This window comes from Desulfobacter sp., assembly GCA_028768545.1.
GTDB lineage: Bacteria > Desulfobacterota > Desulfobacteria > Desulfobacterales > Desulfobacteraceae > Desulfobacter.
This window is the reverse complement of record CP054838.1, coordinates 4,457,215-4,472,741: the sequence shown is the minus strand read 5'-3', so window position 1 is coordinate 4,472,741 and position 15,527 is coordinate 4,457,215. Positions and strand designations below refer to the sequence as shown.

At 50.2% G+C, this 15,527-nt stretch carries 12 protein-coding genes; 10 read left to right on the top strand and 2 right to left on the bottom strand.

The genetic code is table 11. The features are described 5' to 3' along the window. Window positions 1-4: 4 nt before the first annotated feature. The 4 genes from HUN05_21740 (at window position 5) to HUN05_21725 (ending at window position 6,583) form a co-directional block, all read left to right on the top strand. The gene (locus tag HUN05_21740) at window positions 5-4,462 is read left to right on the top strand and encodes an FAD-dependent oxidoreductase (GenBank protein ID WDP87423.1); all 4,458 of its coding nucleotides are present in this window, start codon (window positions 5-7) and stop codon (window positions 4,460-4,462) included. Window positions 4,463-4,538: 76 nt separating this feature from the next. After that, window positions 4,539-4,883: a hydrogenase iron-sulfur subunit gene (locus HUN05_21735; protein WDP87422.1), complete on the top strand. Its 345-nt coding sequence runs from the start codon at window positions 4,539-4,541 to the stop codon at window positions 4,881-4,883. A gap of 76 nt (window positions 4,884-4,959) precedes the next feature. Beyond that, window positions 4,960-5,637 carry a methylenetetrahydrofolate reductase C-terminal domain-containing protein gene (locus HUN05_21730; GenBank protein ID WDP87421.1) on the top strand — a complete coding sequence of 226 codons (678 nt, stop codon included), beginning with the start codon at window positions 4,960-4,962 and terminating at the stop codon, window positions 5,635-5,637. 10 nt (window positions 5,638-5,647) lie between these two features. Further along, on the top strand, window positions 5,648-6,583 hold the full coding sequence (locus HUN05_21725; GenBank protein ID WDP87420.1) for a methylenetetrahydrofolate reductase: 936 nt from the start codon (window positions 5,648-5,650) through the stop codon (window positions 6,581-6,583). A gap of 647 nt (window positions 6,584-7,230) precedes the next feature. Here HUN05_21725 and HUN05_21720 read toward each other — a convergent pair. Continuing rightward, window positions 7,231-8,157 carry an NAD(P)H-dependent oxidoreductase gene (locus HUN05_21720; GenBank protein WDP87419.1) on the bottom strand — a complete coding sequence of 309 codons (927 nt, stop codon included), beginning with the start codon at window positions 8,155-8,157 and terminating at the stop codon, window positions 7,231-7,233. Window positions 8,158-8,296: 139 nt separating this feature from the next. Here HUN05_21720 and HUN05_21715 point away from each other — a divergent pair, with 139 nt between their 5' ends. The 4 genes from HUN05_21715 (at window position 8,297) to HUN05_21700 (ending at window position 11,653) form a co-directional block, all read left to right on the top strand. Beyond that, complete coding sequence (locus tag HUN05_21715; protein ID WDP87418.1) at window positions 8,297-8,953, top strand: TetR/AcrR family transcriptional regulator; 657 nt, start codon at window positions 8,297-8,299, stop codon at window positions 8,951-8,953. Between the two features lie 374 nt (window positions 8,954-9,327). Then, complete coding sequence (locus HUN05_21710) at window positions 9,328-10,731, top strand: dihydrolipoyl dehydrogenase (GenBank protein WDP88184.1); 1,404 nt, start codon at window positions 9,328-9,330, stop codon at window positions 10,729-10,731. A gap of 103 nt (window positions 10,732-10,834) precedes the next feature. After that, window positions 10,835-11,398 (top strand): YaeQ family protein, encoded by a 564-nt coding sequence (locus HUN05_21705; GenBank protein ID WDP87417.1) that lies wholly within the window; start codon window positions 10,835-10,837, stop codon window positions 11,396-11,398. 3 nt (window positions 11,399-11,401) lie between these two features. Next, entirely contained in the window at window positions 11,402-11,653 is a 252-nt protein-coding gene (locus HUN05_21700) for a hypothetical protein (protein WDP87416.1), read from the top strand. Between the two features lie 40 nt (window positions 11,654-11,693). On the opposite strand, the gene HUN05_21695 is transcribed toward HUN05_21700, so the two are convergent. After that, window positions 11,694-12,137, bottom strand: a complete 444-nt coding sequence (locus HUN05_21695) for a hypothetical protein (GenBank protein WDP87415.1) — start codon at window positions 12,135-12,137, stop codon at window positions 11,694-11,696. Window positions 12,138-12,342: 205 nt separating this feature from the next. On the opposite strand from HUN05_21695, the gene HUN05_21690 reads away from it, so the two are divergent. After that, on the top strand, window positions 12,343-13,884 hold the full coding sequence (locus HUN05_21690) for a cache domain-containing protein (GenBank protein WDP87414.1): 1,542 nt from the start codon (window positions 12,343-12,345) through the stop codon (window positions 13,882-13,884). A gap of 77 nt (window positions 13,885-13,961) precedes the next feature. Then, complete coding sequence (locus tag HUN05_21685) at window positions 13,962-15,341, top strand: sigma-54-dependent Fis family transcriptional regulator (GenBank protein WDP87413.1); 1,380 nt, start codon at window positions 13,962-13,964, stop codon at window positions 15,339-15,341. Window positions 15,342-15,527: the final 186 nt, after the last annotated feature.

Sequence of the window (15,527 nt, the reverse complement as noted above, 5' to 3'; positions counted from 1 at the left end):
TGCAATGGAAAAAAAAGGTAACGGGTCGGTTATGGTTGTGGGTGCCGGCATTGCCGGTATCCAGGCATCCCTGGATTTGGTAGATTCAGGATATCTGGTATACCTGGTGGATAAAAATACGGCCATTGGCGGAACCATGGCCCAATTGGATAAAACCTTTCCCACCAATGACTGTTCCATGTGTATTATCTCACCCAAGCTGGTGGAGGCGGGCCGTCATCTCAACGTCGAACTGCTCACCATGTCCGAGATTGAATCCGTGGACGGAGAAGCTGGAAATTTTAATGTAAAGGTCAGGGAAAATCCCCGGTTTATTGACCTTGAAAAGTGCACGGCTTGCGGGGAATGCGCCGATGTCTGCCCGGTGACGCTTCCCAGCCGGTTTGACGAAAATCTTAAGGCCCGCAAAGCCGCGTTCAAGCTTTATCCCCAGGCCATGCCTTCTGCCTATGCCATAGAAAAAAAAGACAAGGCCCCCTGCCGGCTCACCTGTCCTGCAGGCCTGAATGTCCAGGGGTATGTCCAGATGGTCAAAAAGGGCAATTTCAGGCAATCCCTTGAAATCATCATGGAGCAGCTGCCCTTGCCAGGCGTTTTAGGCAGGATCTGCCCCCATGAGTGTGAAGATGCCTGCAGACGGTGTCAGGTGGATGAGCCCGTGGCCATCAGAGATCTTAAGCGGCTGGCAGCAGACAATTTTGATCCAAGAAAAATTAAGATTCCCTGCCAGGAAAAGATTGGCAAAAAAGCAGCCGTTATCGGATCGGGTCCTGTAGGCTTGTCTGCGGCCTACCACTTGGCAAAACAGGGGGTGGATGCTGTGATTTTTGAAGCCCTTTCCAAGCCGGGCGGGATGCTCCGGGTGGGAATACCGGATCACAGGCTGCCCCCGGATGTTCTGGATAAAGATATCGAGGTGGTCACCCAGCTGGGCGTTGAAATCAGATTAGACACCCGTCTGGGCCAGGATTTTACCCTGGACAGCCTCATGGCAGACGGGTTTGAGGCGGTTTTTCTGGGACTTGGCGCCCACCGGGGCATTGATCTTGGCATTCTCGGTGAAGATCTTGAGGGGGTTTGCCAGGGCGTGGGGTTTCTCAAACAGCTTAATTTGACAGGGACCACCCCTGTGGGCAGACAGGTGGCCATCATCGGTGGAGGCAATGTGGCCATTGATGTGGCCAGATCTGCAGTCCGTTTGGGCGCCCAAGAGGTGACCATCCTTTACAGACGAACCAGAAAAGAAATGCCGGCCTGGGAAGAGGAGATCTGTGCGGCAGAAGATGAAGGGGTGAAAATTGTTTATCTGGCAGCCCTCCAGAAAATTTTAGGATCCAAGGGAAAGGTCACCGGGGCGAGGGTGATTCAAATGGCCCTGGGTGAACCTGATGCATCCGGCCGGAAACGGCCTGTGCCCATCCCGGAATCTGAATATGAAATTGAGATCGATCAGCTGATCCCGGCCATCGGGCAGCAGCCGGATCTTTCTGCCATCGAGGACCTGGCAGAGATTAAAATTTCCAGGTGGAACACCACCGAGGTGAATCCTTTGACCCTGGAGACGGACATGCCGGGGGTATTTGCCGGCGGTGATGTCCAGACAGGGCCTGGTGTGGCCATTTCAGCCGTTGCCGCAGGTATGGAAGCTGCCGAGTCCATTGTCCGGTATCTTAAAGGAAAGGATATGGAGGACGGCAGGACCCTTCCCATGGTTGAAACACCCGAGTACCGGCCTGTGGATGACTCCTGGCCTGTTGAGCCCCGGTACAAGATGCCCGAACTGCCCATCGACCTGCGGGCAGGCAATTTTGATGAGGTGGAACTTGGGTATGGCAGAAAAGAGGGGCAAAAGGAAGCCTCACGCTGTATTAACTGCGGGTATTGTTCTGAATGCATGGCGTGTGAGGATGCCTGCCTGGCCCATGCCGTGGATCATAATATGCTGGGCAAAATCCACGAAATCAATGTGGGCGCCATTATCATGGCCCCCGGGTTTTCGCCCTTTAAGCCCGAAGGCCTGGTCACCTATTGTTATGGTCACAGCCCCAATATCATGACCTCCCTGGAGTTTGAGCGGGTGCTTTCAGCCTCTGGACCCTATGAAGGCCATCTGGTCCGGCCCAGTGACCAGGTGCCGCCCAGAAAAATTGCCTGGCTCCAATGTGTGGGGTCAAGGGATATTAATAAGGGGGATCATGCCTATTGTTCCGGGGTCTGCTGCATGTATGCCAACAAGCAGGCCGTCATTGCCAAGGAACATGCCGATGATGACCTGGACTGTGCCATTTTTTTCATGGACATGAGAACCCATGGCAAGGAGTTTGACAAGTACCATATCCGGGCCCAGGACGACAGCGGGGTCCGGTTTGTAAGATCCAGGATCCATTCGGTATTTCCCGAGCCAAAGGATAAATACCGGCTGGTTTATTCGTCCGAGGCGGGCAATACCGTGGCGGAAATTTTTGACATGGTGGTCCTTTCCATTGGCCTTGCCCCCAATAGGGATGCTGTTGATCTGGCCCAAAAAATGGGAATTGAACTCAATGCCCACGGGTTTGCCCGCACCACCAACCTGGCCCCTGTGACCACCAGCCGCAAGGGGATTTTTGTCTGCGGCAGTTTTCAGGAACCTAAAGATATTCCAGGTTCTGTGATGGAAGCCTCTGCTGCGGCAGCCACGGCAGTGATGGACATGAAAGAGGCCAGGTGGTCAAAAACCAGGACAAGGCAATTGCCCCCGGAACTCGATTTTACAGGCGTTGCGCCCAGGATCGGGGTCTTTGTCTGCAATTGCGGAATCAATATCGGGGGGGTGGCAGATGTGCCGGCGGTTCGGGATTATGCCAAGACCCTGCCCTATGTGGTCCATGTGGAGGATAATTTGTTTACCTGTTCCCAGGATGCCCAGGATCATATCAAGGAAGTGATAAGGGACAATGAGATTAACCGGGTGGTGGTGGCCTCGTGCTCGCCCCGGACCCATGAACCTTTGTTCCAGGAAACCATCCGGGATGCTGGATTGAACAAGTATCTCTTTGAGATGGCCAATATCAGGGACCAGAATACCTGGGTCCATATGAATCAGCCTGAACGAGCCACAGCAAAGGCCAAGGACCTGGTCCGCATGGCCGTGGCCAAGGCCGCCTTTGTTGAACCCCTTCACCAGGTGGCTCTGCCCATTAAAAAGGCGCTTCTGGTTGTCGGGGGCGGGGTCTCAGGAATGGAAGCCGCCCTGGGCGGTGCTGCCCAGGGAATTGATGTTCATCTGGTGGAACGCTCGCCTGTACTGGGCGGAATTGCCAATCATCTCAACACCACCTGGAAGGGAGAATCTGTCCGGGCCTATCTTGATCATCTGGTTGAATCTGTAAAAGAATCTGAATTCATTTCTCTTTATATGGAGGCAAGTGTAGGCAATACCACCGGGTCTGTGGGCAATTTTACGACCACGGTATTAAACGGAGAAAATGAATTGCCCATTGAACACGGGGCCGTGGTCATTGCCACGGGCGGCATGGAGCACAAGCCTTCTGAGTATCTTTACGGCGATCATCCCGATGTTCTCACCCATCTGGATATGGACGCTGCCTTCAGGACCCAGGACCTGCGAATTGCATCGGCTCAAAAAATTATATTCGTTCAATGCGTGGGATCGAGGAACGATGAAAATCCATATTGCTCCAAGGTCTGCTGTACCCACAGTCTTAAATCCGCCATTGCCCTAAAAGAGATGGATTCCCGAAAACGGGTCTATGTGGTGTACCGGGATATCAGGTCCTATGGGTTCAGGGAAGATCTTTACCAGCAGGCAAGGCAGCTCGGGGTGATTTTCATCCGGTACGATCTGGAACAAATGCCCGAATTGAGACGAGACGGGGAGGACAAACTGGAATTTACCCTCATGGACCATGTGCTCAGGATACCTGTGCTGATTCATCCGGATCTTGTGGTCCTGGCTTCGGGCATTGTGCCGGGGGATAATCAGGCCTTGTTCGAGAAATTTAAGGTGCCAATCAATGCCGAAGGCTTTCTGGTGGAGGCCCATGCCAAGCTGAGACCTGTGGACTTTGCCTCTGACGGACTGTTTGTGGCAGGACTGGCCCATTATCCCAAACCCCTTGAAGAGTCCATTGCCCAGGCAAGGGCGTCTGTGGCCCGGGCCATGACCATTTTATCCAAAGATTCCCTTCAGGTGGGCGGGGTGGTGGCGGATGTCACGCCTGAAAAATGTGCGGTCTGCCTCACCTGTGTCAGGACCTGTCCCTATTCTATTCCCCGCATTCACGAGGACGGGTATGCCGTGATTGATCCGTCTGAATGTCACGGTTGCGGTGCCTGTGTGGCCGAATGCCCTGGCAAGGCCATCAAACTCAACCATTTTACCGACCGCCAGATCATGGCCAAAACTGATGCCCTGTTTGAAAAGAGCGCATCGGGAACAAAGGAGGTGCAATATGAGTAACCCGGACTTTGAACCCCAGATTATTGCATTCTGCTGCCAGTACTGAGCGTATGCAGCAGGGGACCTGGCAGGTTCCATGAGGCTTTCCTATCCTGCGGACATTAAAGTGATCCAGGTGCCGTGTACAGGACGGGTGGATATTCTTCATCTGCTCAACGCCATTGAGGACGGGGCGGACGGAGTCTATGTGGCCGGCTGCCTTGAAGGGGAATGTCATTATCGGGAGGGCAATTTCAAGGCAAAAAAAAAGGTGGCCTATGTACGACAGACCCTCCGGGATTTGGGCATAGAACCGGAACGGGTTCAGATGTACAATCTTTCTTCTGCCCAGGGGGCAAGATTTGCCGAGATTGCCAATGAAATGGTCGAGCAGGTCAAGGTGCTCGGACCCACACCGGTGACGGCCCATTGCGGGCCGTAAATTATTAATTTTCCGGGCCCGGCCAGGCGCCTGGCAGGCAAGGTCGGTTTTCGGACCCAATAATGGAAGGTGACCCATGATAGTTGCTGATCGTAAACCCGTTAAAGAGATCCTTAATATGGTTCAGGACTGCAAAAAAGTGCTTGTACTGGGGTGCAAGGGCTGTGTCACGGTCTGTAATGTGGGCGGGCTCAAAGAGGTTGAGATCCTGGCCGCCACTCTGAAGATCGCAAGGAAAAAAACAGGGGTTCCCCTGGAAATTGATGAACAAATGCTCGAGCGCCAATGCGACAGGGAATACGTATCCCAGCTGGGAGAAGGGGTGAACCAGTACGATGCCGTGGTCTCCATGGCCTGCGGGGTCGGACCCCAGTTTTTATCGGAAATGTATTCAGAGCAGCAGTTTTTTCCTGCCGTAAATACCACCTTTTTCGGGGGGGCCACCCAGCACGGGGTGTGGGAGGAACGCTGCGCCGGGTGCGGTACCTGCGGCATCCATTTGTTCGGCGGGCTCTGTCCTGTTGCCAGGTGCGCCAAAAGCCTTCTCCACGGTCCCTGCGGGGGATCCGCCAACGGGATCTGCGAGGTGAACAAGGAGACTGAATGCATCTGGGATACCATTGTTAAAAAAAAGATGGCTGCCGGGCAATTGGACGACCTTGTGCAAGTCAAGCCCTTTAAAAGCTGGCGCACTGCAAGGCACGGGGGCCCCCGCCGGAGTATCCGGGAAGAACTGGTTCAAGGAAACATATAAGGAGGACAATATGGGTGAATTCAAATCAGGAAGCAACCTTGAAAAAGTGCTGAAAGCAGGGCACTTTGCCTTTACCGGAGAATGCGGCCCTCCAAAGGGTGCCAATGTGGCCCACCTTAAGGAAAAATTTCAATATCTCAAAGGAAATGTGGACTGTGTTAATTTGACGGATAACCAGACCGCAGTGGTGCGCATGTCCTCCCTTGCCGCGTCCAAACTTCTGGTTGACGAAGGCCTGGAGCCCAACTTTCAGATGGTCTGCCGGGACAGAAACCGTCTGGCCATGATGGCGGATATCCTCGGGGCCCATGCCCTTGGGATCCGGAATATGCTCTGCCTTTCCGGGGATCACCAGACATTCGGCAACCATCCCGAAGCCAAGAATGTCCATGATATTGATTCCATGCAGCTCATTGCCCTGGTTAAAAAGATGAGGGATGAAGGCAAATTCATGAATGACGAAGAGATTGACACCCCTCCTAAAATGTTTGTGGGCGCGGCCTGCAACCCCTTTGCAGATCCTTATGAATTCAGGCCCCATCGTTTGGCCACCAAGATAGCGGCCGGTGCCGACTTCGTCCAGACCCAGTGTATTTTCAACATGGACAAGTTCAGGGATTTTATGAAAACGGTCACAGAGATGGGTCTGGACAAAAAATGTCACATCCTGGCCGGGGTCACGCCCATGAAAAATGCAGGCATGGCCAATTTTATGAAAAAATTTGTTCCGGGCATGGATATCCCCGATGATCTGATCAACCGCCTCAAAGGGGTGGACAAACGGGACCAGGCAGAAGAGGGGATTAAATTTGCCCTGGAACAGGTGGAGGAATTTAAGGAGATGAAAGGGGTTGCAGGGGTCCACATGATGGCCATTGAATGGGAGCACCGGGTGCCTGAAATTGCCGAGCGGGCAGGGGTATTGCCCCGGCCTGTTTTTGATTGACACTATATTTTTGGCCTGGGGGAAAACCAGCAAGGCTCCATCTTGAGTGTTATCTAAGGCGCATATTTCACCAATCGATTTTGCTTTCGCTGCAAGGCGCTATCCCGTGAAACCCTAGTTAGGTTACGGCCAAGGGTTTGCAACGCTGCAGATGAAGTCAAATCGGTTCGCCCCAAGAATGACAATTTGTATCCTTGGAGCTAATATTTTTCCACTATTTTTTTATGGGGCTTGTATTGTTCAGTCTTGATTTTTTTATAAAATTCATGCCTGATTCGGGGGATTTTAGTCAACAGCCTTAGTATTGAATTAAATATTCTGGTTTTATATTTTTTATGGGGAAAATCAAACAAGTTGTTTTTTTTGTAGTACCGGTAATCGGCCTGGAATACAAACCTGAGGTTTCCCCAGATATCATCCCGGAATATTTTAGCCCCTCCAACTCCTAAAAATGTCTGGGGGCTGCAATACCCTGCCTCAGAATAAAAGAGGACTGCTTCAGCCAAGTGTTGAATATTTTGGTTAAGGTCATGGGAGTTTGATTTGTCATCCCGAACGATTCCAGCGACGTTGGCATTTTGCCATTGAACGGATCCTTGGAAAAAATCGTAGATGTAGGCCATCTGGCTGATGGGGCCTGAAACAAGTCAGGCAACCTGCTTGCCCTTAAATTCAGGGGCATGGTTCATAAAAAAACGCCGGTCAAAAAATTCTTTGAATTTAAAAGAAAAATTTCTATGGACCAGCTCGGTTGCAAAGACGACAATATCAGCCGGTAAAACCTTTGACCGGTAAAATTTGGAAAAACTGTCTGTGTACATGCATTGATTGTCATACTCGCATTTGATGCAGCCGGTACATCCGCCTTTGATGTTGACGTCCCACAGGTTCAGCAGCTCAATTTTTTCGGAAAAGGATTCTGAAAACCGCTGTATCATTCCTGCAATATTGGACTCATGGTCTTTTGCGTCCGTCACAATGACGATTTTTTTATTTTGGGTACTCGTTTTATGGGTGATTGTTTCCGGTACAAAACAAAAGGTGTCGTTCTCTATAGGCTCAAAGTTTTTCTGTCGCGTGATTTTATTTTTTGTTGAATTAAAAAAGAATTTTGCAAAAATCAGAAGCCGGGTCCTGTGGGAATTGTTTAGAATGTCATCCATCTTGGCTGAAAAAAAATCCACATAATTCATACCAAGGTCATCACATACGGCATTCATATAGCCGTGGGCCGTGTGGTCGTAAAAGTGGATAGAGGTGCTGATCACAGCCGCATATTTATCCTTAAACACATGGGTTTTGTTTTGTTCATGGACAAGCTCTATGAATCTCATATACTGAGCAGGAACGAACAGGGTATATACCGGTGTGGCCCAGATGATTCCGTCTGATGATCCTATATCCGACATGATGTTTTCAAACAGGTCCTTGTTACCCTCAATTGTTTTGATTTTAGTTGAAATATTATGATGAACATAGTCGTATTGGGGATAGTGTTTTTGTATGAATTTTACATATTGAAGTGTAATGCCCGTATCTCCCTTGGGGCTGCCGTTTAATATGACAAATTTCATTTTTACCTCCCATGGGTTGATGCCGTTTCAGTTTGAATAAGTTGACATTGTCAACATATCCGGGAAAATTGACAGTGTCAACATTAAATGTTAACTATAATCGGAACACAGAGAGAGGACCTGGATAAAGGAAGGGATATTGGCAGTCAAAAAAAAATATCACCATGGTGATCTGCGCAGACAACTCATTGAAACCGCCCTTGATATCATATCGGAGCACGGGCTTGAAAAAGTCTCAATGCGGGGGCTTGGACAACGGATCGGCGTTTCCAGAACGGCTCCGTACCGGCATTTTACAGATAAAAGTGCACTCTTATCTGCCATTGCCGAGCAAGGGTATAAAAAATTAACCCATGCGTTAAACAATAGTAATATCCAAGGTAATAATGATTCGGTGACAAGGCTTATGAATGTTGGTATTGCCTATGTTGAATTTGCAGTTTCAAATCCTGTCCACTACCGGATGATGTTCGGCAACGAGATCCGGGAAAACAACAGGCCCCCGGAACTTGTCAGCGCTGCTGAAACCGCGTTTAACGAGCTGCTTTTTGCTGTGAAAGCCTGTCAGGATGACAGGCGGATCAAGCCGCTGGATCCCTTTATTATTGCCAACACCCTCTGGTCAACAACCTATGGCATATCATCCCTGCTGATTGACGGGCAGGTGCCGGCAATCAATGCATTTCAGGCCCTACCGGCAATCCTCCACCCTCAACAAAATGGCATGGGCAATGTCGATGTTCGCCAGATTTTTGAATTGATGAGTGAAATTCTGTTTAACGGGCTGTTGGAATAAAATATTTTATTCGAAAAAAACGGGGCCTTCATTTTTTGACTTTTAAAAAAAATTAAAGCGGTCTGTTCTCACCATGGGATGGTCTATAGCCGATATGCCACAAATGGGGGGATGCTTTATTTTCAGGCCCGGAAGGAAAATTAACGAAACAGAGATGTTTTTCCCTGGCATGGGGAAGAACCCATGCCAGGGAAAAATATTCAGGTTCAGACTGTGGGCTTGCCGGACAAGAGCCTTGAGCGATATCCCGAAGTCGCCATAGCCAAGGCATACGGTCGGCAGTTCAATCATCGTTTTATAAACCCAGAGCACCTGCCTGCTCCAATGAGACAGGTAGCCCCTTAAAGGAGAATGCCATGACCCGAAAATCGGAGGTGACCAGAGAGGTTGATGTGGCCATTATCGGTGCCGGTACTGCCGGTTTGACTGCCCAGGAGTTTGTCGCCCGGAAAACCGACAATTACCTGATTATTGACAACGGCCCTTTGGGCACCACCTGCGCCCGGGTGGGATGCATGCCCTCCAAGGCGCTGATTGCCGTGGCAGACGATTTTCACAAACGACTTTTTTTTGATGAATACGGCATTTCAGGGGCAAAGGGGCTGAGGCCTGACTACTCACGGATCATGGCCAGGGTGCGTGCGCTCAGGGACGAGTTTGCCGGCGGCGTTATCCATGAGATGTCAACCTTCATGGACAAGCTGATCCGAAAACCTGCCAGGTTTGTGGATCCCAATACCCTGGACCTGGGAGACGAGAGAATCCGGGCCCGGCGCATCATCATTGCCACAGGCTCAAAACCGTGGATCCCTGAAAAATGGCAGCCCTACAAAGATATGATCATTGATACGGACCAGTTTTTTGAACTGCCGGATCTGCCCCAAAAAATGGCGGTGTTTGGTCTGGGCCCCATTGGCATTGAACTGGGCCAGGCCCTGCACCGCCTGGGGGTGGAGATCATTGCCTTTTCCCGGCGTAAAACCTGCGGCGGGCTTACCGACCCTGACCTTCAGACCTATGCCTTTGACCATTTTTCAAAGGAAATGACCATCCATCTGGGTACAGCCGAGATCCGCCGCAGGTCGGGGGGTAAAATTGTTGTGGGGTGCGAAAATCGAGAATGGACAGTTGACCGGATTTTGCTGGCCACAGGACGTCGGCCTGCTATCCAGGGCCTTGGCCTGGGAAATCTCGGGGTTGAACTGGATGACAGGGGAATGCCGGAATTTGATCCAACCACCCTTCAGATCAAGGGACTGCCCGTATTTCTGGCAGGAGATGTCAACGGGCAAAAGCCCATTCTCCACGAAGCCGCGGATGATGGCATTGTTGCCGGGTATAACGCTACGGCCGAGCAATTTTCCTGTTTTAAAAAACGCATCCCTTTGACCATCACTTTTTCATCCCCGGATATCGCCATTGCAGGGCTTTCCCACAAAGCTCTCACCGCCCGGAAAATTCAATTTGTGACGGGCAGGGCCTCATGGGAGAAACTGGGGCGGGCCCGGATGATTTTAGGCAAGGCTGCGGGCATTGCCCGGATTTACGCTGATAAAAAGGACGGCAGGCTTTTGGGGGCAGAGCTCATGGCACCTGCTGGCGAACACATGGCCCATCTGTTGTCCTGGGCCGTGGGTGCGAAACTGACTGCGGCCCAGGCCTTGACCATGCCCTTTTACCATCCCGTGCCCGAGGAAGCATTACGCTCTGCCCTGGGGCAGATTTTAAGGCAGATGGACGATCCTGCACCAGAGTTCCGCCTGGAACGTTGCCGGTAAAAAGATTGTAAAGAGGGGTTGACAGATCCGGGCGTATTCGGTTATTCGTCCTTTGTTTTTAACCCCAATGGTTTGGGAACGACATAAAGATAAAGGATGTTTTGTGGCATTAAAACCACGGATTTATAAGGCAAAAATTTCATTGGCCCATATTGAGGCCAATCATTATGATACCTTGAACCTGACCCTTGCTCAGCATCCTTCGGAGACGGTGGAACGCATGATGGCAAGGATTCTGGCCTTTTGCATGAATGCTGAAAAATCTTTAAGTTTAACCAAAGGCCTCTCCTCTGTGGAAGAACCTGATATCTGGGAGCGCACCTTGGATGACCAGATTTCTTTGTGGATTGATATTGGGGAGCCGTCTTTTGACCGGATCAAAAAAGCAGCCCGGCGGTCCCGTGAGGTCAGGGTCTATTCTTTTAATTATAAGTCAGATGCCTGGTGGGCAAAGGAACTTGAACGATTCAGAACCTTAAACGCCGGGGTTTTTCAATTTGAATGGAAGGGCATACAGGCCTTGGCAGGTCTTGTGAAACGGACCATGGATCTTTCCGTCACTGTTTCAGACGAAATAATCTATGTCTCTTGTGACCAGGGCGGATGCGAAGTGGCCTGGTCAATATTGCAGAAACCATTGGATATCGGGCGACCAGCCAAAAGGTAAATTATGTTTGCAAAAACTGCTGATGAACTCAGGGAGATGATGAGGCAGAATCCTAGCACCTCTCCGTCCACCTTTCTCATGGATGATTCCTTTGCCGCCTTCTGCTATGACAATCGGGACGGGGTCTGGCTGAAAGCGGCCTTTAACCGGGATGCAGATCCGGAAGATTGCCGTAAGTGGGGGCTTTCCGCATCTGATTGGAGAACCAACGTGGAAATGGCAGGCCTGGCCCTGGAGGGGCCGTCTTTTTCCTGACTGGGTTTTAAAAGGGATACAACACTTTTTTCCCTTGGGCTTAGGGAGGAGACATCCGTTTAAATGGTTTACCGGGCATCTCCCCCAGAATCATGGGGTTTAGATTTGATGAGGGGATAATAGAATGCCCCTTGCCCTGATACATTATTTTTAAAACACGGCTGGATTTTTTTTTGAGTTCAAAAACAGGGTTCACGGGGTCGTTTTTTTCGTACATATTACGGGATCCGATTGCCCGGCCTTTTGTCAGGTTGATAGTGGACCCATACCCCTGGGGGATCATTATTTTCTGGCTGTCAGACTCTATATTTCCATGGAGATAATAATAGGTTCGGGTGGCCCAATTATAGGCCATGACCATATAGGTGCCGCCCTTTGCCTTGTTCAGGGTGATGGTTTCCCCTGCCCGGGCCAAAGACTCTGTGGACAGGCAGAACACAGCCGCTGCCGCCAATACCCCTGCGCACGTTAAGATGGGTTTCATTTTTCGCCCCTTTGAATCTTACGAATATTTTTAATTGATTCTATATTGGAAACGGTTTGGGATTCAATGCTTTTTTTAGGGGGATAAAAACACCCAGGCAGGTCAACCCTGTCTTACCTGTGCGAAAAAAAACTATCAATATTTAAAGAAACATTTTATATGTTTAAAGGATCTGCCAGCGTTTCATAATGGGGGATCTCAAGATATGAATCCAAGAACACCCCCTAGATCAAGGAAGGTTTTTTTGTCTGATACCCGTTCTCAATTTTCCTCTTGGCAGGCCCTGCCCGTAAGAATTATTATTCCGGTGGTCCTGACCATCAGCCTGTTTATTCTGACCATTTTTCTGCTGATCATACCCATGATGGATCAGTATATGATGGATGGAAAGCGGGAGGGGATTCTTCATCTCACCGAGAGCGCCTGGTCCAGTCTGGCCCTTTACCATGACCAGGTCGACCAGGGCCTGATGACCATGGAAGAGGCCCGGAAAATGGCCATGGCCCATATTGAGCACCTCCGGTACGGGCCGGATCTTAAAGATTATTTCTGGATCAATGATTATACCCCTGTGATGATCATGCATCCCTATAGACCGGACCTGGTGGGGAAACATGTGGGTGAATTTGAGGATCCTGCCGAGAAAAGACTATTTGCACAAATGGTTAAAACCGTTGAAAAATCAGGGGCAGGGTTTGTGGATTATCTTTGGCAGTGGCAGGAAAATTCAGACCGGATCGTGCCTAAAATTTCCTATGTTAAAGGATTTGAGCCCTGGGGATGGGTGATCGGCACCGGGATTTATGTGGAAGATGTCCGGGCCGAGATTTCAGCGGTGACCCAAAAATTAAGCCTGGCCTGTTTCGGGATCATGGGGGTGGTCTTGCTGCTCTCTGCCTATATTATCTGGGCCGGGGCCATGGCCAAACGGGCAAGGCTTGCGGCCCTTGCCCAGTCAAGGCTGAGGGAAAAACAGCTTGTCCAGGCCGATAAGATGACATCCCTTGGCATCCTGGTGGCCGGGGTGGCACATGAGATCAACAATCCTGCCACCTCGCTGATGCTCAACGCCCCCAATCTGACCAAGGCATTTAAATCCTTTTTACCTGTGCTGGACCGGCATTTTGAACTGTCGCCGGACGCCCGGGTTTGCAATATGAAGTATCCTGATTTGCGCCACCGCATTGAATTGATGCTCGCAGCGATTGAGGACGGGGCCACAAGGATCAAAGGGATTATTTCCGAGCTTAAAGATTTTTCAAGGCCGTCTGAAACCCGGGAAAAGGACGGTAAAATTGATATTAACCAGGTGGTTGAAAAATCCATGGACTTGACCCATACGGTGTTAAAAAAAATAACCCGGCAAATCTCTGTCTCCTATGGAGAAAATCTGCCCATGGTCACAGGGGATTTTCAAAAAATAGAGCAGGTGATCATCAACCTGCTGGTGAATGCAGGCCAGGCATTGGAAAATTACGACCAGTCCATCAGCGTATCAACCTGTTTAAACCGGGAAAAGACATTTATTATCATCCAGGTCAGCGATACCGGGCCCGGGGTGGGGCCTGAAGATCTTAAAATGATCAAAGATCCTTTTTTTACCACCCGCAGGGACGAGGGGGGGACAGGACTTGGGCTCTCTATTTCAGAAAAGATTGTCAGTGATCATCAGGGGATATTGGAATTTGAGTCGGAAAAGGGCAAAGGTTTTTTGGCCAGGATTTTCTTGCCCTGCACCCCCAAATAATTTATAGATACCCAAGGCATGACACCAATATGCAGGTATTTTTGCACCGGGTTCAAAACATCTTTGGAGGATAAGCTGTGGAAACCCCAGGCCTTGACAGACCCATATTCATTGTTGATGATGAACCAGAGATCCTGGTGGCTGTGGATACCACACTGCGAATGGCAGGGTTTGACAATATCACGACCATTGGTGATTCCAGGGATGTGATTCGTCAGATGGAACGGCAGGTTCCCGCCCTCATCCTCCTGGATTTGAACATGCCTCATATCAACGGGGGCCGTCTTTTAAAAATCATCCGCAAAACCTGGCCCAGGATTCCTGTGATTGTGCTCACCGGAACCATAGAGGTGGATACGGCAGTCAAATGCATGAAAATCGGGGCCATGGATTATCTGCTCAAGCCGGTTGAGCAGGATCGGCTGCTCAAGGCCGTCAACCAGGCCCTGGACTGGAATGAAACCCGTACAGATCAAACCAAGCCCCTGCACCAGGACCTGTTTGCCCAGATCAAAAATCCCAAAGCCTTTTCCCATATCATTACCCAGGACAAGCAGATGCATTCCATTTTTCATTATGTGGAAGCTGTTGCCCCTTCATCCAAGCCTGTGCTGGTATTTGGGGAGACCGGGGTGGGCAAGGAGCTTATCGGCCAGTGCATCCATACCTTGAGCGGGCGCAGGGGCAAGCTGGTCAAGGTGAATGTGGCAGGACTGGATGACAATGTGTTTTCAGATACCTTGTTCGGCCATGTGCCAGGGGCCTATACCGGAGCAGACAAGGCCCGGCCCGGTCTGATCGAACAGGCAAACGGGGGAACCCTGGTTTTAGATGAGATCGGCGACCTTGCACTTTCCTCCCAGGTCAAGCTTCTCCGTCTGCTCCAGGAGGGGGATTACATGGCACTGGGCTCTGACAAGATCCGTCATTCAGACGTCAGAATAATCGCCTCGACCAACCAGGACCTCTGGATCCTTGAGAAAAAAAAGGTGTTTAGAAAAGACCTGATTTACCGGCTTTCCACCCACACCTTGACCCTGCCTCCCCTCAGGGAACGGCTGGTGGATTTACCCCTGCTTTTGGACCGTTTTGTCTGCCAGGCCGCCAATGACCTGGACAAGCCCGTTCCGGATATCCCCAAACGTCTCATCGAAACCATGGAGACCTATCCTTTTAAAGGGAATATCAGGGAGCTTAAATCCATGGTCCATGATGCCCTGTCAAGATATGAAAAAGGTCCCATTTCAGCTGATCTTTTCAAGGGGCTGGATGATCCGAAGCCGGGCATACCTGACCGGAAAACCGCCGCTTTACCCACCCTGAAACAGGCCTCGGCCGATCTGGTGGAAAAAGCCATGGAAAAGAGCGGGGGAAATCAGTCTGCTGCCGCAAAAATTCTGGGCATCTCCCAGCAGGCCCTGAGCAAACGGCTGCAAAAACTCAAAGAACAAAAATAATTTTGCGGTTTCAAGCGTGGGATAAATCCGTCACAACTTTTATTGTAAAATCCGGGAAAGGATTCTCTTTTCCCCATATCTGATGGTCTGTCCGTTAAAACTTACAACTTTTATTGTAATTTCCATGGAAAATATAAATCTCCTGTTTTTAATAAATTTCTTTTAAAATCAGTCTATTAAATTAAA

Excerpts from the sequence above, each read along its gene's own strand:
- HUN05_21740 (WDP87423.1), top strand. The coding sequence starts at position 5 with ATGGAAAAAAAAGGTAACGGGTCGGTTATGGTTGTGGGTGCCGGCATT.
- HUN05_21735 (WDP87422.1), top strand. The coding sequence starts at position 4,539 with ATGAGGCTTTCCTATCCTGCGGACATTAAAGTGATCCAGGTGCCGTGT.
- HUN05_21730 (WDP87421.1), top strand. The coding sequence starts at position 4,960 with ATGATAGTTGCTGATCGTAAACCCGTTAAAGAGATCCTTAATATGGTT.
- HUN05_21725 (WDP87420.1), top strand. The coding sequence starts at position 5,648 with ATGGGTGAATTCAAATCAGGAAGCAACCTTGAAAAAGTGCTGAAAGCA.
- HUN05_21720 (WDP87419.1), bottom strand. The coding sequence starts at position 8,157 with ATGAAATTTGTCATATTAAACGGCAGCCCCAAGGGAGATACGGGCATT.
- HUN05_21700 (WDP87416.1), top strand. The coding sequence starts at position 11,402 with ATGTTTGCAAAAACTGCTGATGAACTCAGGGAGATGATGAGGCAGAAT.
- HUN05_21695 (WDP87415.1), bottom strand. The coding sequence starts at position 12,137 with ATGAAACCCATCTTAACGTGCGCAGGGGTATTGGCGGCAGCGGCTGTG.
- HUN05_21690 (WDP87414.1), top strand. The coding sequence starts at position 12,343 with ATGAATCCAAGAACACCCCCTAGATCAAGGAAGGTTTTTTTGTCTGAT.